Raw genomic sequence first — 19,433 nt, forward strand, 5'->3', positions numbered from 1 at the left:
TCACGCCTCGACCCGGACGGGACGGGGCGCGGTGGCGTCGTCGACGAAGCTGTAGCAGGGGAGCGGCCCGGTCGGCCGCAGCACGACGCGGTGGCGGTGCCGCACGGCCAGCTCCTCCACGGCGTCGGCGAAGCGCCCCAGCCGCACGCGCGGGACCAGGAACGACACGTTCGCCACGCAGCCCGGCGTCCGCGAGCCGTGTGCCGTGGCGTCGGCCAGCGCGGACAGGTCGTCCACCACCCGCCGCGCCGCCTCGCGGGCCCTGCGGTCCAGCCCCGCGGCGACGGCCTCGCCCAGGCGGACGCTCGCCTCGTACCCGGGGGCCCGCCGCGCCGCCTCCCGCAGCCTCCGCACCCTCGCGTCCTCCCGGACCAGCTCCTCCAGCGCGTCCTCGGCGGGCATCGCCTTGAGGTTCATCTCGACCCGGCCCTCCAGGCGCTCCAGCGCGGCCAGACGGCTCTCCGGCGGCTCCAGTCGGCGCGCCAGGGAGTCCTCGTCGGGGGCGACCACACCGAAGCGCATCGGCAGCACCGGACCGTCCGCCGCCAGGGTCAGCAGCAGGTTCTGGTGCGCCATCAGGTCGCGTCGCCGGGCCCGCAGCCCCTCGGGCGCGTCGCTGACCACGGCGGCCAGCCCGGAGGTCCGCAGCGTGCGCACCGGGCGGGGAGGCGACCCGACTCCGGGCCGGCCGGTCGGCTCCGGATGGTCGGAGCGGACGACGCCGTAGACGTAGACACCGGGGACGGTCACGACTCACCCCGCTCCGACCCGCCGGTCCGCCGCCGCGGGCGGGCCTCCCGCCGCGGGCGCCGCTCCTCCCGCTCCTCCCGCTCCTCCTCGCGCTCCTCGTCCTCCTCGTCCTCCTCGCCCTCGCCGGTGACGGCCCTCTTCACCGCGCCGCCCAGGGCCTTCGCGGTCTTCTTGGCCGCCGCCCTGCCGGTGAGGCCGGCCGCGCCGCCCCCACCGCCGGCGAACATCTCGGGGACGGTCCTGGACCGGTCGTACTCCAGGTCCAGGCGGTTGCACGCCTCGGCGAAGCGGAGGTAGGTGTCCACGCTCGCCACCACGATCCGGGCGTCGACCTTGAGGATCTCGATGCCGACGAGCGAGACCCGCAGGAAGACGTCGATCACCATTCCGCGGTCGAGGATGAGGTCGAGGACGTCGTAGAGGTTCCCCGCGCGGGGAACGCAGACGACGTCGTCGCTGTAGGTTCTGGTGGTGGGCATGGGGGGAAGTCCTCTCCGGGGCGATGCCGGCGCCGTGGGATCACTCGTCCGCGGCGCCGCGCCGGTAACGGCGGACCCTGCGGTACCGAAGGAGTTCGCCGTGGTGGTCGATCTCCACCTCGTAGGTGGCCAGCAGGCTGGTGGTGTCGGGGATGCGGGGCACCTCCAGGACGTCGACGCACACGTGCCAGCCCTCCTCGGCCCGGCACACGGCCGACACACCCTCCGTGGTGTGGCCGATCAGGCCGGCGAGCCGCTCACGGGCACGCTCCGCCGCCTCCTCCGGGCCGCGCACACGTGTCCCGACGCCGCTCTCCGTCCGCTCGCGTCGCTCTCGATCCGCCATGAACGCAGTATTGGCACAGGGCACTTCCCGGCGCGCTCCGTGCTACGCCAGTGGGAGCCGACCCGATCGGCGGCTCCCTCCCCCGATCGTGTGCCGGGCCCGGACCGGGCGGACGCCCCGCCCCCGACGGGGCCGGTCGATCACCGTCCGGCGCCCCGGGGAGCACAATGACCCCCATGGAGCTCACGAAGAAGGGCCACTCCTGTGTCGCCCTGCACCGCGACGGACGCACGCTCGTCATCGACCCGGGAGGCTTCAGCGAGGAGGACGCCGCGGTCGGCGCCGACGCCGTCCTCGTCACCCACGAGCACCCCGACCACTTCGACGAGGGCAGGCTGCGCGCCGCGCTGGAGGCGAACCCGGGCGCGGAGATCTGGACCCTGCGCAGCGTCGCCGAGCGGCTCTCCGCCGCCTTCCCCGGACGCGTCCACACCGTCGGGAACGGCGACACCTTCACCGCCGCGGGCTTCGAGGTGGAGGTGCACGGCGAACTCCACGCCGTCATCCATCCGGACATCCCGCGCATCACCAACGTGGGCTACGCCGTCACCTACGCCGACGGCCCCGGCGGCGCGGTCTTCCACCCCGGTGACGCCCTGACCGTGCCGAACCGCCCGGTGGACACGTTGCTGCTGCCGGTGCACGCCCCCTGGAGCAAGGTCTCCGAGGTCGTCGACTACGTCCGCGAGGTGGCCCCGAAGGTGGCGTACGACGTCCACGACGGGCTGCTGTCGCCCTTCGGGCACGCGATCTACGGGCGGATGCTCGGCCCGAACGGCCCCGGCATCGGCGGCGCGGAGCACGTGCGGCTGGCGCCCGGAGAGAGCACCACGCTCTGAGCGACACCCGACCGGCGCTCGTCGCGAACCGCCCGGCCGCCGCGACCGGCCTCCGGTCTGTCGGTGCCGGGCGGTAGATTCGCTGCCATGCGCATCGCCACCTGGAACGTCAACTCGATCACCTCCCGGCTGCCGCGGCTGCTGGCCTGGCTGGAGAGCACCGGCACGGACGTGGTGTGCCTCCAGGAACTGAAGTGCACGGCGGAGGCGTTCCCGGCCGAGCCGCTGCGCGAGCTCGGCTACGAGGCGGCGGTCAACGCCACGGGGCGCTGGAACGGCGTGGCGATCGTCTCCCGGGTCGGTCTGGAGGAGGCGGTCGTGGGCCTGCCGGGCGGGCCGGAGTACGAGGGCGTCCAGGAGCCCCGCGCGGTCGGCGCGACCTGCGGCGGGGTGCGCCTGTGGTCGGTGTACGTGCCCAACGGGCGCGAGGTGGGCCACCCCCACTACGAGTACAAGCTCCGGTGGTTCGCCGCCCTGCGGGAGCTGGTCGAGCGGGAGACGGGGGAGCGGCCCTTCGCCGTCCTCGGCGACTACAACGTGGCTCCGACGGACGCGGACGTCTACGACCCGGCCGTCTTCGAGGGCGCCACCCACGTCACCCCGGCCGAGCGGCAGGCGCTGGCCGACCTGCGCGAGGCGGGCCTGTCCGACATCGTGCCGCGCCCGCTGAAGTACGACCGCCCCTACACCTACTGGGACTACCGCCAGCTCTGCTTCCCCAAGAACAAGGGCATGCGCATCGATCTGGTCTACGGCAACCCGGCCTTCGAGGCGGCGGTGAAGGACGCCTACGTCGACCGCGAGGAGCGCAAGGGCAAGGGCGCCTCGGACCACGCCCCGGTCGTCGTCGACCTCGACGTGTGAGCCGGACCCGTGAGCCCGGCGTGTGAGCGGGGCGTGTGAGGTGTGGGGGCCGTGTGGCGCCCGACGGCGGAAGAGGCGGCGGGTCGCACGGTCCTCCGCGTGCCTGTGGTGTTCATCGCGTCCGTGGTGACACCCTGAGGCATATGAACATCCCCTTCCTGGACAACTGGCGCAAGCGGTACGGCCCGTCCCGCGGCGTGGCGGTGGTGGGAGAGGTCTCCCACGACGCCGAGGGAGTGGCGCAGTTGCTCTCCGAGTGCGAACTGCTGCGCGCACAGGCCGAGTCGGCGGGGATCGAACTGGACGACACGGTCGAGTCCCTCACCGCCCTCGACCAGCTCCTGCCGCTGTGGCGGGACGATCCCGAGGTGCTGCCCTGGCTGGGCAACGACGCGGGCCTGTACCTGGGCACGGTCGTCGTCCGCACGGTGCCGGGGGCCCGGTGGCAGGTGTGGCCCAGCGGCCGTCCGGTGGTGCGGCTCGCCTCCGGTCGGGAACTCGACGTGGTGGAGGCGGGCCGCGAGTGGGCGCTCAGCGGCACGCCGGAGCTGTCGCAGATGTACGCGGAGGCGTCCGAGGCGTAGCGGGGGCGTGGCGGGGACCCCGGTCGGGGTCAGTCGGCGAAGGCGATCCGGTACTCCAGCCGCCAGCGGTCCGCGCGCACCACGATGTCGGAGGTCTCCACGGCCCGACCGTCCGCCGCGTGGTGGGTGCGCTCGACGACCGTCACGCACTGCCCCGGCGAACAGCCCAGGGCCTCCGACTCCGCCGTGGTGGCCGGGCGCGAGCCCACCAGCTCGGTGGCCCCCACCACCCGCACCCCGATGGCCGCGAACCGCTCGCGCACCCCGCGCCGGGCGTACGGGCCGCGCTCGGGGAAGACCACCTCGGTGCCCTCGGTGAGCGCCAGGGGCTCCCAGCTCGTGGCGAGCTGGAGCGGTCGCCGGTCGGCGAGGTACTCGTACCGGGTGCACATCACGCGGTCCCCCGCGGCGATCCCCAGCCGCTCGGCGATCCGGGGCGGGGCGGTCGTGGTGGCGGAGGTGGCCTCCCACAACAGCGACGTCGTGGCGGCGCCGGTGCTGATCCGGGCGGCGAACGGGGAGTCCGCGGTGTCCGAGGTGCGCAGCAGGCTCCCGAGGGGGCGGCGGTCGGTGACGAACACCCCGCGTCCGAACTGCCCCTCCGCGTAGCCCGCGGCCTTGAGCACGCGCACCGCCCGGTCCACGGTCTGGTCGCTGGCGGCGTAGGTGCGCTTCAGCTCGGAGCGCGACGGGATCCGGTCCCCCACGGCCAGGACGCCCTCGTCGATCTGCCGGCGCAGGTCGTCGGCTATCCGCTGGTAGACCGGCCTGCTGTCGCCCATACGGGACTCCTCTCCGTGCTGCCGCCTGCACCGGGTACGGGGAGTGGTCTTCGCACCTGGGTCAGTACCTGGGTCAACAGAGTAGAAGGCGGGATTCCGCCCTGGGGGGCGCCGCCGGCGACGTCACCGGCGCGTCGGTGTGTCCGCCCCCGCGATCTCCGGGGTTCGACGGGGCCGCGCCGGTTCCGGCTCCCCGTCAGCTCCGGGCGCGGCGCCTCCCGCCGCCGGAGGCCGGCGGCGAGGCGGGCGGGCTGGTGGCGGCCTGGGTGACGTCCGCGACCAGTTCGACGACGTCGGGCCCGTACGCCTGGGAGTTGACGACCCTCAGCAACAGGCAGAAGGTGCCGTTCACCCCGTACTTGCGGGCCAGCCTGGCGTGGTGGCGGGCGAGGTAGCGGGCGGCGGCCTGGTTGGCGACGGCCCGCTGGCCGCAGGCGAGGAAGACCGGGTGGGCGCCCTCGCCCGCGGTGAGCCGGGCCAGGAGGACGTGCTCCACCGACCCCTTCTCCATGCGGTGGCGCTCGCCGCCGATGGTGAACGACGCCTGGTCCGGGCCCGGTTCGGCGTCGGTGTTCACCTGGACCCCCGGCAGCAGCGAGTGGAGGTGGGCCGCGGCACGGCGGTTCGAGGCGGGGCCGCCGATGCAGAACTCGGTGCGCTCGCCGAAGCCCTGCCGGACGGTGTCGTGGGAGAGCACCTGCGCGTGCGCGCCGCAGTCCTTGATCAGCGCGGACAGCTCCAGCAGCGCGAAGACGTCGTCGCGGGACACCGCGCCCTCTCCGGCACTGGCCTTGCGGCCGACCACCAGCAGGCACTCGGAGTGGGACGGCAGTCCGAAGAAGCGCTGTGTGCGGTGGAGTCGGCGGCGCCACAGGTAGGTGCGGCCGAACCAGCCGAGCGACGTGGTCACGCCGGCCGCGAGCACGCCCAGCACGATCTCGCGCAGGTTGTCGTCCATGGGGCGGAAGCGTAGCGGCGCGCGTGCGTTTCCGTCCGGTGCATGACACAGGCGGACGGGAGGGGCGCCGGGCCGCGGTTGCCGCGGCGGGTGAGCGGGCTTACGGTCGCACTCGGGGCCGCCACGGCGCGGCCCGGAGGAGTTGGGCGCATGAGCCGTACGGTCGTCCGCGGCGGACTCGTCGTCACCGCCGCCGAGGAGCTGTACGCCGACGTCCTGGTCGAGGGACCGCGGATCGCCGCCTTGGCCGCGCACGGCAGCGCCTGCGCGAAGGGCTGGACGGCGGACCGCGTCATCGACGCCGCCGGCCGCTACGTCGTCCCGGGCGGCGTCGACGTCCACACCCACCTGGACTTCCCCTTCGACGGCACCTTCTCCGCCGACACCTTCGCCACCGGCACCCGCGCGGCGGCCTGGGGCGGCACCACCACCGTCGTCGACTTCGCCGTCCAGAGCCGCGGCCGCACGCTGCGCGAGGGGCTGGACCTGTGGCACACCAAGGCCGACGGGCAGTGCGCCGTCGACTACGCCTTCCACATGATCCTCTCCGACGTGACCGAGGACACGCTGAAGGAGATGGACCTGCTGGTGGAGGAGGGCATCACCTCCTTCCGGATGTACATGACGTACCCGGGCGCCTACTACAGCGACGACGGGCGGATCCTGCGCGCCCTGCAACGCTCCGCCGACAACGGCGCCCTGGTCATGGTGCACGCCGAGAACGGCGTCGCCATCGACGTCCTCGCCGCCCAGGCCCTCGCCGGGGGCCGCACCGAGCCCCGCCGCCACGCCGAGGTGCGCCACCCCCTGCTGGAGGCCGAGGCCGTCCACCGCGCGGTCCAGCTCGCCCGCGTCGCCGGGGCGCCGCTGTACGTGCTGCACGTCTCGGCACGGCAGGCCGTGGAGGAGCTGACGGCGGCCCGCGACCTGGGACTGCCGGTCTACGGCGAGACCTGCCCGCAGTACCTCTTCCTCTCCGCCGAGGAACTCGCCCGGCCCGGCTTCGAGGGCGCCAAGTACGTCTGCACCACCCCGCTGCGCCCCCGCGGGGAGGGCCACCAGGACGCCCTGTGGCGGGCGCTGCGCACCGACGACCTCCAGGTGGTCTCCACCGACCACTGCCCGTTCGACTTCGCCGGGCAGAAGGAGCAGGGCCACGGCGACTTCACCCGCATCCCCAGCGGGCTGCCGGGCATCGAACACCGGATGGACCTGCTCCACCAGGGCGTGGTGGCCGGGCGCATCTCCCGCCGCCGCTGGATCGAACTCGCCTGCGCGGCCCCGGCGCGGATGTTCGGCCTGGCCGGGCGGAAGGGGAGCCTCGCCCCCGGCACGGACGCCGACGTGGTGGTCTACGACCCGACCGCCGAGCACACCCTCTCGGCCGCCGGCCACCACATGAACGTCGACTACTCCGCCTACGAGGGCATGCGCGTCACCGGCCGGGTCGAGACCGTCCTGGTGCGCGGCGAGGTGGTCGTCGACCGCGGCGAGTACGTCGGACGCGCCGGACACGGACACTTCCTGCCGCGCGGCACCTGCGACCGGCCGTACTGACCCCGCGCCGTCCCGCCGGGCCGGACGTCACCCCTCCGCCAGCTCCTCCAGCAGCGCGGGCAGCGCCCGCCCGATCGGCTCGCGGATCACCCGCTCGGCGAGCGGGTCGTACGGGGTGGGCTCGGCGTTGACGATCACCAGGCGCGCGCCGTGCTCGGCCGCGATCCCGGCGAGCGAGGCGGCGGGCTGGACCTGGAGGCTGGTGCCGACCGCGATGAACACCTCGCACGCCTTGGCGATGGCCACCGCCTCCGCCAGCACCATCGGGTCCAGCGCCTCCCCGAACATCACGGTGGCCGACTTCAGGATGCCCCCGCACCGGTCGCACGCCGGGTCCGGGACCCCCGCCCGCACCCGCTCCAGCGCCTTGGCCATCTCCGAGCGGGCGTGGCACCCGGTGCACACCACGGCCCGCGCGGTGCCGTGCAGCTCCAGCACCTTGCGGTCGGGCATCCCGGCCATCTGGTGCAGCCCGTCCACGTTCTGCGTGATCACCCGCACCGGCACCCCGGACCGCTCCAGCCGCACCACCGCCTCGTGCGCGGCGTTGGGCCTCGCCCGCAGCGCCGGGCCGTTCAGCCGCATCTGCCAGGACCGGCGGCGGATCTCCGGGTCGGACATGTAGTACGCGTAGGTGACGAGCTTCTCGGCGTCGGGGTCCTTGCGCCACACCCCGTCGGGGCCCCGGTAGTCGGGGATTCCGGAGTCGGTGGAGATCCCCGCCCCGCTGAGGATCGCCACCAGGGGTTTCCGGCCGTTCGCCGCGTCCGTCCCGTCCGTGCTCATGCCTCCGAGCCTACGCAGCCGGACGGCCCGGCCTCGACCGTGTTCCCGCGGCGTTCCCGCCGCACCTCCGCCGCACCCCCGCCCCACATCCGCCGCGCTTCCGCGGCGTTTCCACGGCGTTTCCACGGCACGGCGACGCCGGCACACTGCGTCCCGATCCGTGACCCCGCAGCCACCGGGAGCCCCGCCGATGACGTTCACCACCCGACCCACCCTCCAGGGCACGTTCGGCATGGTCTCCAGCACCCACTGGCTGGCCTCCGCCTCCGCCATGGCCGTCCTGGAGGACGGCGGCAACGCCTTCGACGCCGCCGTCGCGGCCGGCTTCGTCCTCCACGTCGTCGAGCCGCACCTCAACGGGCCCGCCGGGGAGGTGCCGATCCTCCTGGCGCCCGCCGGCGGGCCGGTGCGGGTGCTGTGCGGACAGGGGCCCGCGCCGCGCGGCGCGACCGTGGAGCACTACACCTCGCTCGGTCTGGACCTGGTCCCCGGCACCGGCCCCCTGGCCGCCGCCGTGCCCGGCGCGTTCGACGCCTGGATGACGCTGCTGCGCGACCACGGCACCAAGGAGCCGCGGGACGTCCTGCGGTACGCCATCGGGTACGCCGAGCGCGGCCATCCGGCCGTCGAGCGGATCGGGGCCACGGTGGAGCGGGTGCGGGAGCTGTTCGAGACCGAGTGGACGACCTCCGCCGAGCTCTACCTGCCCGGCGGACGGCCCCCCGCACCCGGCGCCCTCCTCCGCAACCCCGCGCTCGCCGCCTGCTGGCGGCGCCTGCTGGCCGAGGCGGAGGCCGCCGGTCCCGGCCGGGAGCGGCGCATCGAGGCCGCCCGGCGGGTGTGGCGGGAGGGCTTCACAGCCGAGGCCCTCGCCGACTTCGCCGCCCGCCCCGCCCTGGACACCTCCGGCGAGCGCCACGCCGGCACCCTCACCGGCGACGACATCGCCGCCTGGTCGGCGACGTACGAGGAGCCGGTCACGTACGACTGGCACGGCTGGACGGTCTGCAAGGCGGGGCCCTGGTCCCAGGGCCCCGTCCTGCTCCAGCAGCTCGCCCTCCTCGAGGGCCTGCCCGACCACGGACCGGCGTACGGCACGGGGGAGTACGTCCACACCCTGATCGAGGCGAGCAAACTCGCCTTCGCCGACCGCGAGGCGTGGTACGGCGACGCGGACGGCGCGGAGAACGTCCCGCTGGACGACCTGCTCTCCGACGCCTACACCGCCGCCCGTCGGCTGCTCGTCGGCGCGACGGCCTCCCACGAACTGCGCCCCGGCGCCCCCGGCGGGCGCGTCCCCCGGCTGGGCTCGCGGGCCCTGTCCGCCGCCGAGCGGGCGACGGACGCCCCGGCGGCCGGCGCGGGCGAGCCCACCGTGGCCCGCGACGGCGCGACGGTGGGCGACACCTGCCACCTGGACGTCGTGGACCGCTGGGGGAACATGGTCAGCGCCACGCCCAGCGGCGGCTGGCTCCAGTCCAACCCGGTCGTCCCCTCCCTCGGCTTCCCGCTCGGCACCCGGCTGCAGATGGCCTGGCTGGAGCCGGGGCTGCCGAACACCCTCACCCCCGGCCGCCGCCCGCGCACCACCCTCACCCCCTCGCTCGCACTGCGCGACGGGGAACCGGTACTGGCCTTCGGCACCCCCGGCGGCGACCAGCAGGACCAGTGGCAGACCCACTTCTTCCTCGCCGTCGCCCTGCGCGCCCCCGTCCGCGGCGGGCTCGACCTCCAGGGCGCCGTCGACGCGCCCAACTGGCACCACGAGCACGTCCCCGGCTCCTTCCACCCGCGCGCCATGCGGCCCGGCGCCGTCACCGTCGAGTCCCGCGCCGGCGAGGAGGTGATCGGCGAACTGCGCCGCCGCGGGCACGCGGTGACCGTCGCGGACCCCTGGTCGGAGGGACGGCTGTGCGCGGTCGCCCGCGACCCGGAGACGGGCGTGCTCTCGGCGGCGGCCAACCCCCGCGGGATGCAGGGGTACGCGGTCGGCCGCTGAGCCGCCCCGGCCCCTGGCGGAACGCCTCGTTCACCTCGGGGCCATCCGCCGTCCGGCGGGAACGCCGGGCGACGTGTTTCCATGGAGAGATGATCAATGACGCGTTGGTGACGGCAGTCGAGGAGGCGATCCGCAAGGCGGCGCAGGAGGAGATCCTGCCCCGCTGGCGGCAACTGGCCATGGACGAGGTGGTCCAGAAGAGCGGTCCGCACGACCTGGTCACCGTCGCCGACCACCGCACCGAGGAGCGGCTGACCGCCGACCTGACCGCGCTGCTGCCCGGCTCGGTCGTGGTCGGCGAGGAGGCGGTGCACGCCAACCCGGCGACGTACCAGGCGTTGCGCGGGGACGCCCCGGTGTGGATCGTGGACCCGGTGGACGGCACCCGGCAGTTCGTCCACGGCGACCCGGGCTTCTGCACCCTGGTGGCCCTCGCCCACGGCGGCGAGCTGCTGGCCTCCTGGACGTACGCCCCCGCCCGTGAGGAGCTGGCCGTCGCCCGGCGCGGCGAGGGGGCGTACCTGAACGGCGAGCGTCTGCGCTCCGGCGGTCCCGAGCCGGGCGCGGAGCTGGAGGTCGCCTGCTCCCACCCCGACTTCACCACCGACGAGCAGAAGCGGGCCCTGCTCGGCCTGGACACCGAGGGGGTCGCGCCGCGGCCGTGCGGCTCGGCGGGCCTGGAGTACCTGAACGTGGCGCGCGGCGCGCTCGACGCGGTGGCCTTCTCCTGGGAGAACGCCTGGGACCACGCCGCCGGCCTGCTGCTGGTCGCCGAGGCGGGCGGCGGCCACGCCACGCTGACGGGCGAGCCGTTCCGCCTCGCCGGCGGCAACGCCCTGCCCTTCACGGCGGCGCGGGACGAGCTGACGGTGCGTCGTATCCTCTCCCTACTGGCTTCCGCCAGCCGACCTCGAGGGTGAGGGGAGAGCCGAAGGTGCCGTCGATGCGTGACGCCGTCGTGGTGGGGGCCGGGCCGAACGGGCTGACCGCCGCGGTCGAACTGGCCAGACGCGGCTTCTCCGTGGAGCTGTTCGAGGCGATGGACACCGTCGGGGGAGGAGCGCGCACCGAGGAGCTGACCCTCCCCGGCTTCCGGCACGACCCCTGCTCGGCCGTCCACCCCCTGGGCATCGGCTCGCCCGCCTTCTCCGCCATGCCGCTCGACCGGTACGGACTGGAGTGGCTCCACCCCGAGCTGCCCCTGGCCCACCCCTTCCCCGACGGCACGGCCGGGGTGCTCTCCCGCTCGCCGGCCGAGACGGCCGCCTCGTTCGGGCCGCGCGACGCGGGGACGTACCGGCGGCTGATGGCGCCGTTCCTGGGGCGCTGGCACACCCTCGTCCCGGACTTCTTCAAGGTGCCGTGGGACGGGCTGCCCCGCGACCCGGTCACCCTGGCCCGCTTCGGGCTGCTGGGGCTCCAGCCCGTGGACTGGCTGACGCGCCGCTTCCGCGAGGACACGGCCCGCGCGCTGCTGTTCGGCCTGGCCGCCCACGCCATCGGGGCGCCCACCTCGGTGGCCACCGGCGGCATCGCCCTGGTCTTCGCGCTGGCCGCGCACGAGGTCGGCTGGCCGATGCCGCGCGGCGGCTCGCAGTCGATCTCCGACGCGCTCGCCGCGTACCTGCGCGACCTGGGGGGCGAGGTCCACACCGGGGTCGAGGTCAGGCGGCTGGACGAGCTGCCGCCCGCGCGCGCCTACGTCTTCGACACCTCGCCCACCGCGCTGGCGCGGATCGCCGGGCTGGGCGACGCCTACCGCCGCTTCCGGTACGGCGCCGGCGTCTTCAAGATCGACTACGCTCTGGACGGTCCCGTCCCGTGGACCTCCGAGGAGGCCCGCCGGGCCGGGACCGTCCACATCGGCCCGTCCAGCCGCGAGGTCGCCGCCGCGCTGCGCGCCGCCATCGGGGGCGAGCGGCCGGAGACCCCGTTCCTGATCACCGCCCAGCCCACCCTGCTGGACCCCTCCCGGGCCCCGGAGGGCAAGCACGTCTTCTGGGCGTACGGCCACGTGCCGCGCGGCTGGAGCGGGGACGCCACCGAGGCGATCGAGCGGCAGATCGAGCGCTTCGCGCCCGGCTTCCGCGATCTGGTGCTGGCCCGCGCCACGGCCGGTCCGCCGGAGTTGGCCGTCCGCAACGCCAACTACGTCGGCGGGGACATCGCCTGCGGCGCCTTCAGCGGGCTCCAGACGCTGCTGCGGCCCAAGCTCGCCCGCGTCCCGTACGCCACCGCCCATCCGGCCGTCTACCTGTGCTCGTCGGCCACCTGGCCGGGCCCGGGCGTCCACGGCATGTCGGGCCACAACGCGGCCAAGGCGGTCTGGAGGCACCTGCGCGGCGCGCGCTGACGCGCGTCCCGCGTGCCCTCCGCTCCCGCCGCCGGGCCGCGGCCCGACGACGGGAGCGGGCCCGGCGGGGCCCTACGCCGCGCGGCGCAGGTCCGCGACGACCCGGGACCGCACGGCCTTGGGGTCCACCCCCAACCGCGCGAACAGGTCGCCGGTGAACCGGTCGTCGGAGCGCAGCAGGCCCAGGACGACGTGCTCGCAGCCCACGTGACGGTCCTTCAGGGCGAGCGCCTCGCGCAGGGCCAGCTCCAGCGCCTTCTTGGCGCGCGGCGTGAACGGGATGTGGCCCTGGCCGCGCCGCCGGTTCCGGCCGCCGCGCCGGAAGGGCAGGACGGAGCGCAACCCCCGCCGCTCGTCCGGCGGTTCCGGGACGCGGTCCAGCGCTCCGGGGCCGAAGGCGCCCTCGGCGCGGCGCCGCACCTCCTCCAGGTCGATGCCCAGCGCCCGCAGCGCCTCCGCGTCCTCCTCGCCGACCCCGTCCCCGCCGCGGCCCGTCATCCGCTCCACGGCCGTCCGCGCCGACTCCGCGTCGAGGCCCAGACGGGCCAGCGTCGCCGCTCCCGGCTCGTCCGGCCGCCTCAGGAGGGCGATGAGCAGGTGCTCGGTGCCGATCCAGTCGTGCCCGAGCCCCCGGGCCTCCTGCTGTGCCCCCACCACCGCGGCGCGGGCCTGCCGGGTGAACCTCTCGAACATCCCCGCCTACCTCCTCGCGTGCTTCTTGTGCACGGCCTGCCTGCTGACGCCGAGGGCGGCCCCGATCTCCTCCCAGGACCAGCCCTGCCGGCGCGCGTTGTCCACCTGGAGCGCCTCCAGGCGTTCCACCAGCCGCCGCAGCGCGGCGACCGCCCGCAGCCCCACGCGGGGGTCGCGATCCATGGCGGCCTCCGCGGTGTCGACCGCTTCCCTTGCGTCCGTTCCGGCCATGCTGTCAACCTAAGATGACACGCCGGGGGGTGTCAACCCTGGTTGACGGATGGGATGGGGAGCGGGCATGGCGAAGGTGGAGATCGCACTCGACGCGGAGTTGGTCGTCGAGGTCATGGTGTTGGCCGGGATCGGCAATCCGCGCGACGCGGTGGAGGCGGTGGTGCGCGACTACGTCGCCCGCGGTCACCGCACGGAGGCGCGCACGGGGGAGACGGCCGAGCGGCTGAGAGAGATCGAGACCGAGCCCAAGGTCGAGGAGGGGTGAGCGCGCGGCGGCGGGCCGGGGAGGAGTCCCCGGCCCGCCGCCGCGTGTCCCGTCCGCTCCGTCGGCCCCTCGGGGGTCAGGGCCGGTCCGGGTCCTCCCTGTCGCGCGTGGCCGACTCCGCGGCCCGGCGCAGCCTCGGGTGGCGGCGGGAGGTCTGCTGCTCGCCCATGGCCTCGCCGACCATCCGCCGGACGGCCTCGCGCATCCCGTACAGCGGGTGGTGGCGCGGCGGTCCGGCGCCGGGGTCCGCGCGGAGCTCGTTCGTCAGCGCCCAGCACAGCGCGATCATCACCAGCGCGAACGGCAGGGCCACCAGGATCGTCCCGGCCTGGAGGGACTCCAGGCCGCCGGCCACCAGCAGCACGGCGGCCACCGCCGCCATCAGCACGCCCCAGGTGACGACCAGCCAGTTGCGCGGGTGCAGGGAGCCGCCGGAGGTCAGCGAGCCCATCACCAGGGAGGCGGAGTCGGCGCTGGTGATGAAGTAGGTCATCACCAGGACCATCGCGATCACCGAGGTGACCGTGCCCAGCGGCAGCGCGTCGAGCAGCCCGAACAGCGCCGCCTCCACGCCGCCCTCCAACTCCCCGGCCAGGTCGGCCTCGCCGGTGGCGTCCAGCCGCATGGCGCTGCCGCCCATCACGCAGAACCAGACGACCGTCGCCCCGCTGGGCACGAGCAGCACCCCGATGAGGAACTCGCGGATCGTGCGACCACGGGAGATGCGGGCGATGAAGGTGCCCACGAAGGGGGCCCACGACAGCCACCAGGCCCAGTAGAAGATCGTCCAGGTGCCCAGCCACTCCTTGTTGCCGAAGGCGCCGGTCCGGGAGGAGAGCACGACCAGGTCGTGGAGGTAGGCGCCGACGCCGGCCGGGATCGCGTCGAGGATGAACACCGTCGGCCCGAGCAGGAAGACGAAGAGCGCCAACAGCGCGGCGAGCCCGACGTTGAGGTTGCTGAGCCACTTGATGCCCCGGTGCAGCCCGGAGAAGGCCGAGAGCACGAACGCGGCCGACAGCACCGCGATGACCAGCAGCTCCAGCTCCCTGGTGTCCTCCCAGCCCACGGTGAGGTTGAGGCCCTTGGCCACCTGGAGGGCGCCCAGGCCCAGGCTGGTGGCCGTGCCGAAGACGGTCGCGAAGACGGCCAGCAGGTCGATGAGGCGGCCCGGCCAGCCGTTCGCGCGGCGCTCGCCGATGAGCGGGACGAAGACCGAGCTGATGCGGTTGCCGCGGCCCTTGCGGAAGGTCGCGTACGCCAGGCCGAGGCCGGCCACGCCGTAGATCGCCCAGGGGTGCAGCGTCCAGTGGAAGAAGGAGTACTCCAGCGCGGTGCGCTCGGCGGCGCCGCTGCCGCTCTCGATGTCACCGAAGGGGGGCGGGTCCACGTAGTACGTCAGCGGCTCGCCGACGCCGTAGAACATCAGGCCGATGCCCATGCCGGCGCTGAACATCATGGCGATCCACGCCAGATTGCCGAACTCCGGCTCGTCGGCGTCCCTGCCCAGCCTGATCCGGCCGAAGCGGCTGATCGCGAGCACCGCGCACAGCACCAGGAAGAGGTTGGCGGCCAGGGTGAACAGCCAGCCGAAGTTGTCCAGTACCCAGGTCAGGGCGGCGTCGGAGGCCGTGGAGAAGGAGTCCGTGCCGAGGGCCGCCCAGGCCACCATGGCCAGCACCGCCGCCACGCCGATGGCGATCACCTTGACGTCCGGCGGCGGGTCCTCGCGGGCGGTCTCCGGCCCGGGGCCCGAGGAGGGGCTGGTCACATCGGTGCTCATATCGTCTCACTATGGGATGGTTCGTTGTCTTTCGTCGTGCGGGCGCGCCGGACGGGGCGGGGGACACCCCATGGTGCGCCGTGGTCCCGTCTGCCCGGTGATCGGTAGGGTCAAGTCGGCGCGACAGCCTGTTCGAGAACAAGAGAGACGTCGTGAACGGAACACACACCGAGACAGGCCGCGTGCTGATCGCCGCGGACAAGTTCAAGGGCTCCCTCACCGCCGTGGAGGTCGCCGAGCACGTCACGGCCGGACTCCGCCGGGCCCGCCCCGACGTGGCGGTCGAGGCGCTGCCCGTCGCCGACGGCGGCGACGGCACCGTCGCCGCGGCGGTCGCCGGAGGCTTCACGCTCCGTCGGACGGCGGTCACCGGGCCGCTCGGCAAGGCGGTCACCGCCTCCTACGCGCTGCGGGACGACACCGCCGTGGTGGAGATGGCCCAGGCGTCGGGGCTCCAGAAACTCCCCGCGGGCGTCCTCGCCCCCCTGTCGGCCACCACCTACGGCACGGGCGAACTGCTGCTCGCCGCCCTGGACTCGGGCGCGCGCACCATCGTCCTGGGCGTCGGCGGATCGGCGACGACCGACGGCGGCGCGGGCATGCTCGCCGCCCTCGGCGCCCGCTTCCTCGACGAGCGCGGCAGACCGGTCGGCCCGGGCGGCGGCCCGCTGCGCGAGCTGGCCACGGCGGACCTCACGGGCCTGGACCCGCGGCTGAAGGACGCCCGGATCGTCCTGGCGAGCGACGTCGACAACCCGCTCACCGGACCGGCGGGCGCCGCGGCCGTCTACGGCCCGCAGAAGGGCGCGAACGCCGACGACGTCGCCGCCCTGGACGCCGCGCTCGCCCACTACGTCCGGGTGCTGGAGGCGGCGCTCGGCCCGCGCGCCGCCCGGTGCGCGGAGCGGCCCGGCGCGGGCGCGGCCGGCGGCGTCGGCTACGGGGCGCTGGTCGCCCTGGACGCCGTCTTCCGGCCCGGCATCGAGGTGCTGATGGAGGTGCTGGGCTTCGACGCCGCCCTGGACCGCGCCGATGTGGTCGTCACCGGCGAGGGCTCGCTGGACTCCCAGACCCTGCGCGGCAAGGCCCCCGCCGGAGTGGCCGCCGCGGCCCGCCGGGCGGGCCGCCGCACGGTCGCGGTGTGCGGACGCCTGGCCATCGGCGACGACGAGTTGCGGGCCGCCGGGATCGAGGCGGCGTACGCGCTCACCGACGTCGAACCGGACCCGGCCGTCTGCATGGCGCAGGCGGGACCGCTGCTGGAGCGGGTCGCCGAGCGGCTGGCGAACGAACGGCTCTGACACACCGGCGACCTGACGGCCCCCGGGGAGGGCCGGCTCCGGGACCGACACCGGAACCGGCCCTTCCGAACCGCGCGCGAGAGCCCGGACCACCTGGGGTGGTCCGGGCTCTCGCACGCCACGCCCCTCCCGTCCGGGGCGGAGCCGCCGCGTCCGCTGTGCCGGTGCACAACTCCGCCCGCGCACCTCTGGTCACGGGCACCGGATCCGGCCGCCGGCCGTGACGCGAGGCCGCGGCCGGTGCTGGGGTGAGCGCCGTGATCCCCGGTGGAGCCCACCGGTGAGCAGGACGGAAGAAGAGGAGGGCCGATGACGGCCGCTTCGCTGGAGGTACGGGAGGTGTCCGTGGGCTACGGCCCGGTGCGGGCGCTGAACGCGGTCTCCGTGGACGTACCCGAGGGCGCGGTGGTCGCCGTCCTCGGCGGCAACGGCGCCGGCAAGACGACCCTGCTGCGGGCCGTCTCGCGCACCCTGCGCTTCCACGGCGGGACGATCGGCTCCGGCTCGATCACCTTCGCCGGGCGGCGCCTGGACGGCCTCACCCCCGCCGAGGTGGTGGCCGCGGGGGTGGTGCAGGTGCCCGAGGGGCGCCAGGTGTTCGCCCGGATGACGGTGGCCGACAACCTCCGCGCCGGCGCGCTGGGGGCCCGCGGGGGCCGCCGCGCGGCGGCGGAGGCGCGCGAGCGGGTGCACGAACTGTTCCCGGTGCTGGCCGACCGGGCGCACCAGCGGGCCGGACTGCTCTCCGGCGGCGAACAGCAGATGCTGGCGATGGGCCGCGCCCTGATGGCCCGTCCGAGACTGCTGCTCCTGGACGAGCCCTCGCTCGGACTGGCCCCGCTGATGGCCGACCGCATCGCCGAGACCGTACGGGAGATCAACGCCCGGGGCACCTCGGTGCTGCTGGTGGAGCAGAACGCGGCCATCGCGCTGCGGCTGGCCTCCTCGGCGGTCGTGCTGGAGGTCGGCGCGGTGGCCCTGGCCGGTCCGGCGGACGAACTCGCCGCCTCCGACGAGGTGCGCCGCCGCTACCTGGGCATCACCGACGACGCCCCCGACGGCACCACCGGACCCGACGGGACCGCCGCCACGCCCGGCGTGCCGGTCGGCGCGGTCGCCGAACCCGCCCCCACCGCCCCGGTCCTGCGCAGGTGGTCGGCGTGACGGCCCCCGCCCCGGACGTCCCCCCGCTGCGGGTGCGCGACCTGACCGTGCGCTTCGCCGGACTCACCGCGCTGGACGGCGTCTCTTTCACCGTCGAGCCCGGCAGCGTCCACGCGGTCATCGGCCCCAACGGCGCGGGGAAGTCCACCACGTTCAACGTGCTCTCCGGCGTCCACCGCGCGACCTCGGGCAGCGTCCTCCTCGGCGACGAGGAGCTGACCGGCCTGCCCCCGCACCGGATCGCCGCCCGCGGCGTGGCCCGCACCTTCCAGAACATCGCGCTCTCCCCCCGCGTCACGGTCGCCGACAACCTGATGCTGGGACGCCACCGGCTGACCCGGGCCGGCTTCCTGGCCGCCGGGCTCCGGCTCCCCTCGGCCGTCCGCGAGGAGGCCCGGCACCGCGAACGGGTGCGGGAGATCGCCGCCTTCATCGGCCTGGAGAGACACCTCGCCCGCCCGGCCGGGGCACTGCCCTACGGGTTGCAGAAGCTCGTGGAACTCGGCCGCGCGCTGTGCGCGGAACCCCGGGTGCTGCTGCTCGACGAACCCGTGGCCGGCATGACCGCCGACGAACGCCGCCGCACCGCCTCGGTCGTCGCGGGCGTGCGCGACGGACTCGGCATCTCGATCGTCCTGGTGGAACACGACATGGGGGTGGTGATGCGGCTCGCGGACGCGGTGACCGTGCTCGACTTCGGCCGGCGGATCGCCGGCGGCACACCCGAGGAAGTGCAGCGCGACCCCGCGGTCGTCCGCGCCTACCTGGGAGAGGAGGCGGCGGCGTGACGACCTTCGTGGAACTGCTGCTGAACGGGCTGTCCATCGGCGCGGTCTACGCCCTGATCGCCCTCGGCTTCGTGATCGTCTTCCGGGCGACCGAGGTGGTGAACTTCGCCCACGCCTCCCTGCTGCTGGCCGGCGGCTACGTCACCGCCGTGCTCGCCGACGACATCGGCTTCCCCGCGGCCCTGGCGGCGGGCGTCGCCGGCGCCGCGCTGCTGGGCGCGCTGATCGAGTTCCTGGTGATCCGCCGCTACCGCGGACGCGACCACAGCGTGCTCGCCATCGTCACCATCGGCGTCGACATCGTCCTGCTCACCGAGCTGACCCGACGGATCGGCTCCCACGTCCTCCCCATGGGCGACCCGTGGGGCGACGAGGTGCTCACCCTCGGCGGGATCGGCGTCCCCCACACCCGGGTGGCCGCGTTCGTCACCGCCGGCCTGATCATCACCGCCTTCCTGCTCGCCTTCCGCCACACCTCCTGGGGCGTGGCGACGCGCGCGGTGGCCGAGCACCCGGAGACCGCGGCGCTGATGGGCATCCGGCTGGGCCGGGTCTCGCTGTCGGCCTGGGCCGTGGCGGGCGGACTGGCCACGGTGGCCGCCCTGTTCCTGGCCGTCTTCCCCACCCCCGGCCTGGAGCGCGGCACCTCCCTGGCGGCGCTGAAGGCGTTCCCCGCCGCGATCCTGGGCGGCCTGGACTCCACCACCGGCGCCCTGGTCGGCGGACTGGTCATCGGCGTCACCCAGTCCCTGGCCACCGGCTACCAGAGCGACCTGACCTTCCTGGGCCGGGGCATCGGCGACCTGGCGCCGTACCTGGTGATGCTCCTGGTCCTGCTGGTGCGCCCGGCGGGCCTGTTCGGAACGAGGGAGCCGTCCCGTGTCTGAGCCCACCGCCTCCGAGTCCCT

The 19,433-nt window shown here is 74.9% G+C and carries 21 protein-coding genes; 12 read left to right on the plus strand and 9 right to left on the minus strand.

Features of this window, described 5'->3' with window-relative positions:
- Genes ABD335_RS18660 through gvpO form a run of 3 tightly spaced genes read right to left on the minus strand, consistent with a single transcriptional unit; the run spans position 1 to position 1,575 of the window.
- Entirely contained in the window at positions 1–750 is a 750-nt protein-coding gene (locus ABD335_RS18660; RefSeq protein WP_344324486.1) for a GvpL/GvpF family gas vesicle protein, read from the minus strand.
- A complete protein-coding gene (gvpJ, locus tag ABD335_RS18665) occupies positions 747–1,229 on the minus strand; it encodes a gas vesicle protein GvpJ (RefSeq protein ID WP_344324489.1) in 483 nt (160 codons plus the stop codon). The genes ABD335_RS18660 and gvpJ overlap by 4 nt, the downstream gene beginning before the upstream one ends.
- A 40-nt stretch (positions 1,230–1,269) precedes the next feature.
- Positions 1,270–1,575, minus strand: a complete 306-nt coding sequence (gene gvpO, locus ABD335_RS18670; protein WP_344324492.1) for a gas vesicle protein GvpO — start codon at positions 1,573–1,575, stop codon at positions 1,270–1,272.
- A gap of 176 nt (positions 1,576–1,751) precedes the next feature.
- Here gvpO and ABD335_RS18675 point away from each other — a divergent pair, with 176 nt between their 5' ends.
- The 3 genes from ABD335_RS18675 (at position 1,752) to ABD335_RS18685 (ending at position 3,862) form a co-directional block, all read left to right on the plus strand.
- Positions 1,752–2,414: an MBL fold metallo-hydrolase gene (locus ABD335_RS18675; protein ID WP_344324495.1), complete on the plus strand. Its 663-nt coding sequence runs from the start codon at positions 1,752–1,754 to the stop codon at positions 2,412–2,414.
- Positions 2,415–2,501: 87 nt separating this feature from the next.
- Complete coding sequence (locus ABD335_RS18680) at positions 2,502–3,278, plus strand: exodeoxyribonuclease III (protein WP_344324498.1); 777 nt, start codon at positions 2,502–2,504, stop codon at positions 3,276–3,278.
- Positions 3,279–3,421: 143 nt separating this feature from the next.
- Positions 3,422–3,862, plus strand: coding sequence for a DUF6278 family protein (locus ABD335_RS18685; protein ID WP_344324501.1), 441 nt, complete (start codon positions 3,422–3,424; stop codon positions 3,860–3,862).
- A 29-nt stretch (positions 3,863–3,891) separates the two neighbouring features.
- On the opposite strand, the gene ABD335_RS18690 is transcribed toward ABD335_RS18685, so the two are convergent.
- Complete coding sequence (locus tag ABD335_RS18690) at positions 3,892–4,644, minus strand: GntR family transcriptional regulator (RefSeq protein ID WP_344324503.1); 753 nt, start codon at positions 4,642–4,644, stop codon at positions 3,892–3,894.
- Positions 4,645–4,840: 196 nt separating this feature from the next.
- The gene (locus ABD335_RS18695; RefSeq protein WP_344324507.1) at positions 4,841–5,602 is read right to left on the minus strand and encodes a hypothetical protein; all 762 of its coding nucleotides are present in this window, start codon (positions 5,600–5,602) and stop codon (positions 4,841–4,843) included.
- Positions 5,603–5,752: 150 nt separating this feature from the next.
- Here ABD335_RS18695 and hydA point away from each other — a divergent pair, with 150 nt between their 5' ends.
- Positions 5,753–7,159 carry a dihydropyrimidinase gene (gene hydA / locus ABD335_RS18700; RefSeq protein ID WP_344324510.1) on the plus strand — a complete coding sequence of 469 codons (1,407 nt, stop codon included), beginning with the start codon at positions 5,753–5,755 and terminating at the stop codon, positions 7,157–7,159.
- A gap of 27 nt (positions 7,160–7,186) precedes the next feature.
- Here the strand turns inward: hydA and ABD335_RS18705 are convergent, their stop codons facing one another.
- Complete coding sequence (locus ABD335_RS18705) at positions 7,187–7,945, minus strand: SIR2 family NAD-dependent protein deacylase (RefSeq protein ID WP_344324513.1); 759 nt, start codon at positions 7,943–7,945, stop codon at positions 7,187–7,189.
- Positions 7,946–8,135: 190 nt separating this feature from the next.
- Between ABD335_RS18705 and ABD335_RS18710 the strand changes: the two genes are divergently transcribed.
- The 3 genes from ABD335_RS18710 (at position 8,136) to ABD335_RS18720 (ending at position 12,297) form a co-directional block, all read left to right on the plus strand.
- Positions 8,136–9,944, plus strand: a complete 1,809-nt coding sequence (locus ABD335_RS18710) for a gamma-glutamyltransferase family protein (protein WP_344324516.1) — start codon at positions 8,136–8,138, stop codon at positions 9,942–9,944.
- Positions 9,945–10,033: 89 nt separating this feature from the next.
- Positions 10,034–10,864, plus strand: coding sequence for an inositol monophosphatase family protein (locus ABD335_RS18715; RefSeq protein WP_344324519.1), 831 nt, complete (start codon positions 10,034–10,036; stop codon positions 10,862–10,864).
- Positions 10,865–10,887: 23 nt separating this feature from the next.
- Entirely contained in the window at positions 10,888–12,297 is a 1,410-nt protein-coding gene (locus ABD335_RS18720; protein WP_344324522.1) for a phytoene desaturase family protein, read from the plus strand.
- 72 nt (positions 12,298–12,369) lie between these two features.
- On the opposite strand, the gene ABD335_RS18725 is transcribed toward ABD335_RS18720, so the two are convergent.
- Together ABD335_RS18725 and ABD335_RS18730 are read right to left on the minus strand one after the other, a co-directional pair.
- Positions 12,370–12,990: a Clp protease N-terminal domain-containing protein gene (locus ABD335_RS18725; protein WP_344324525.1), complete on the minus strand. Its 621-nt coding sequence runs from the start codon at positions 12,988–12,990 to the stop codon at positions 12,370–12,372.
- Between the two features lie 6 nt (positions 12,991–12,996).
- Positions 12,997–13,221: a hypothetical protein gene (locus ABD335_RS18730; protein ID WP_344324528.1), complete on the minus strand. Its 225-nt coding sequence runs from the start codon at positions 13,219–13,221 to the stop codon at positions 12,997–12,999.
- Positions 13,222–13,288: 67 nt separating this feature from the next.
- On the opposite strand from ABD335_RS18730, the gene ABD335_RS18735 reads away from it, so the two are divergent.
- A complete protein-coding gene (locus ABD335_RS18735) occupies positions 13,289–13,489 on the plus strand; it encodes a type II toxin-antitoxin system VapB family antitoxin (RefSeq protein WP_344324531.1) in 201 nt (66 codons plus the stop codon).
- Positions 13,490–13,565: 76 nt separating this feature from the next.
- Here ABD335_RS18735 and ABD335_RS18740 read toward each other — a convergent pair whose 3' ends face one another.
- Entirely contained in the window at positions 13,566–15,272 is a 1,707-nt protein-coding gene (locus tag ABD335_RS18740) for a BCCT family transporter (protein WP_344324534.1), read from the minus strand.
- 152 nt (positions 15,273–15,424) lie between these two features.
- Here ABD335_RS18740 and ABD335_RS18745 point away from each other — a divergent pair, with 152 nt between their 5' ends.
- From ABD335_RS18745 to ABD335_RS18760, 4 genes are all read left to right on the plus strand, one after another.
- Positions 15,425–16,573: a glycerate kinase gene (locus ABD335_RS18745; protein WP_344324537.1), complete on the plus strand. Its 1,149-nt coding sequence runs from the start codon at positions 15,425–15,427 to the stop codon at positions 16,571–16,573.
- 309 nt (positions 16,574–16,882) lie between these two features.
- Complete coding sequence (locus ABD335_RS18750) at positions 16,883–17,737, plus strand: ABC transporter ATP-binding protein (RefSeq protein WP_344324540.1); 855 nt, start codon at positions 16,883–16,885, stop codon at positions 17,735–17,737.
- Positions 17,725–18,525 carry an ABC transporter ATP-binding protein gene (locus ABD335_RS18755; RefSeq protein WP_344324543.1) on the plus strand — a complete coding sequence of 267 codons (801 nt, stop codon included), beginning with the start codon at positions 17,725–17,727 and terminating at the stop codon, positions 18,523–18,525. Before ABD335_RS18750 ends, ABD335_RS18755 begins: the two co-directional genes overlap by 13 nt.
- Positions 18,522–19,412 carry a branched-chain amino acid ABC transporter permease gene (locus ABD335_RS18760; RefSeq protein WP_344324548.1) on the plus strand — a complete coding sequence of 297 codons (891 nt, stop codon included), beginning with the start codon at positions 18,522–18,524 and terminating at the stop codon, positions 19,410–19,412. Before ABD335_RS18755 ends, ABD335_RS18760 begins: the two co-directional genes overlap by 4 nt.
- Positions 19,413–19,433: the final 21 nt, after the last annotated feature.

The sequence above is a fragment of the Streptomyces macrosporus genome (genome assembly GCF_039533145.1).
GTDB lineage: Bacteria > Actinomycetota > Actinomycetes > Streptomycetales > Streptomycetaceae > Streptomyces > Streptomyces macrosporus.

Coding starts and splice junctions, on each gene's coding strand:
- gvpJ (WP_344324489.1), bottom strand. CDS start 1,229: ATGCCCACCACCAGAACCTACAGCGACGACGTCGTCTGCGTTCCCCGC.
- gvpO (WP_344324492.1), bottom strand. CDS start 1,575: ATGGCGGATCGAGAGCGACGCGAGCGGACGGAGAGCGGCGTCGGGACA.
- ABD335_RS18675 (WP_344324495.1), top strand. CDS start 1,752: ATGGAGCTCACGAAGAAGGGCCACTCCTGTGTCGCCCTGCACCGCGAC.
- ABD335_RS18680 (WP_344324498.1), top strand. CDS start 2,502: ATGCGCATCGCCACCTGGAACGTCAACTCGATCACCTCCCGGCTGCCG.
- ABD335_RS18685 (WP_344324501.1), top strand. CDS start 3,422: ATGAACATCCCCTTCCTGGACAACTGGCGCAAGCGGTACGGCCCGTCC.
- ABD335_RS18690 (WP_344324503.1), bottom strand. CDS start 4,644: ATGGGCGACAGCAGGCCGGTCTACCAGCGGATAGCCGACGACCTGCGC.
- ABD335_RS18695 (WP_344324507.1), bottom strand. CDS start 5,602: ATGGACGACAACCTGCGCGAGATCGTGCTGGGCGTGCTCGCGGCCGGC.
- hydA (WP_344324510.1), top strand. CDS start 5,753: ATGAGCCGTACGGTCGTCCGCGGCGGACTCGTCGTCACCGCCGCCGAG.
- ABD335_RS18705 (WP_344324513.1), bottom strand. CDS start 7,945: ATGAGCACGGACGGGACGGACGCGGCGAACGGCCGGAAACCCCTGGTG.
- ABD335_RS18710 (WP_344324516.1), top strand. CDS start 8,136: ATGACGTTCACCACCCGACCCACCCTCCAGGGCACGTTCGGCATGGTC.
- ABD335_RS18715 (WP_344324519.1), top strand. CDS start 10,034: ATGATCAATGACGCGTTGGTGACGGCAGTCGAGGAGGCGATCCGCAAG.
- ABD335_RS18720 (WP_344324522.1), top strand. CDS start 10,888: ATGCGTGACGCCGTCGTGGTGGGGGCCGGGCCGAACGGGCTGACCGCC.
- ABD335_RS18725 (WP_344324525.1), bottom strand. CDS start 12,990: ATGTTCGAGAGGTTCACCCGGCAGGCCCGCGCCGCGGTGGTGGGGGCA.
- ABD335_RS18730 (WP_344324528.1), bottom strand. CDS start 13,221: ATGGCCGGAACGGACGCAAGGGAAGCGGTCGACACCGCGGAGGCCGCC.
- ABD335_RS18735 (WP_344324531.1), top strand. CDS start 13,289: ATGGCGAAGGTGGAGATCGCACTCGACGCGGAGTTGGTCGTCGAGGTC.
- ABD335_RS18740 (WP_344324534.1), bottom strand. CDS start 15,272: ATGAGCACCGATGTGACCAGCCCCTCCTCGGGCCCCGGGCCGGAGACC.
- ABD335_RS18750 (WP_344324540.1), top strand. CDS start 16,883: ATGACGGCCGCTTCGCTGGAGGTACGGGAGGTGTCCGTGGGCTACGGC.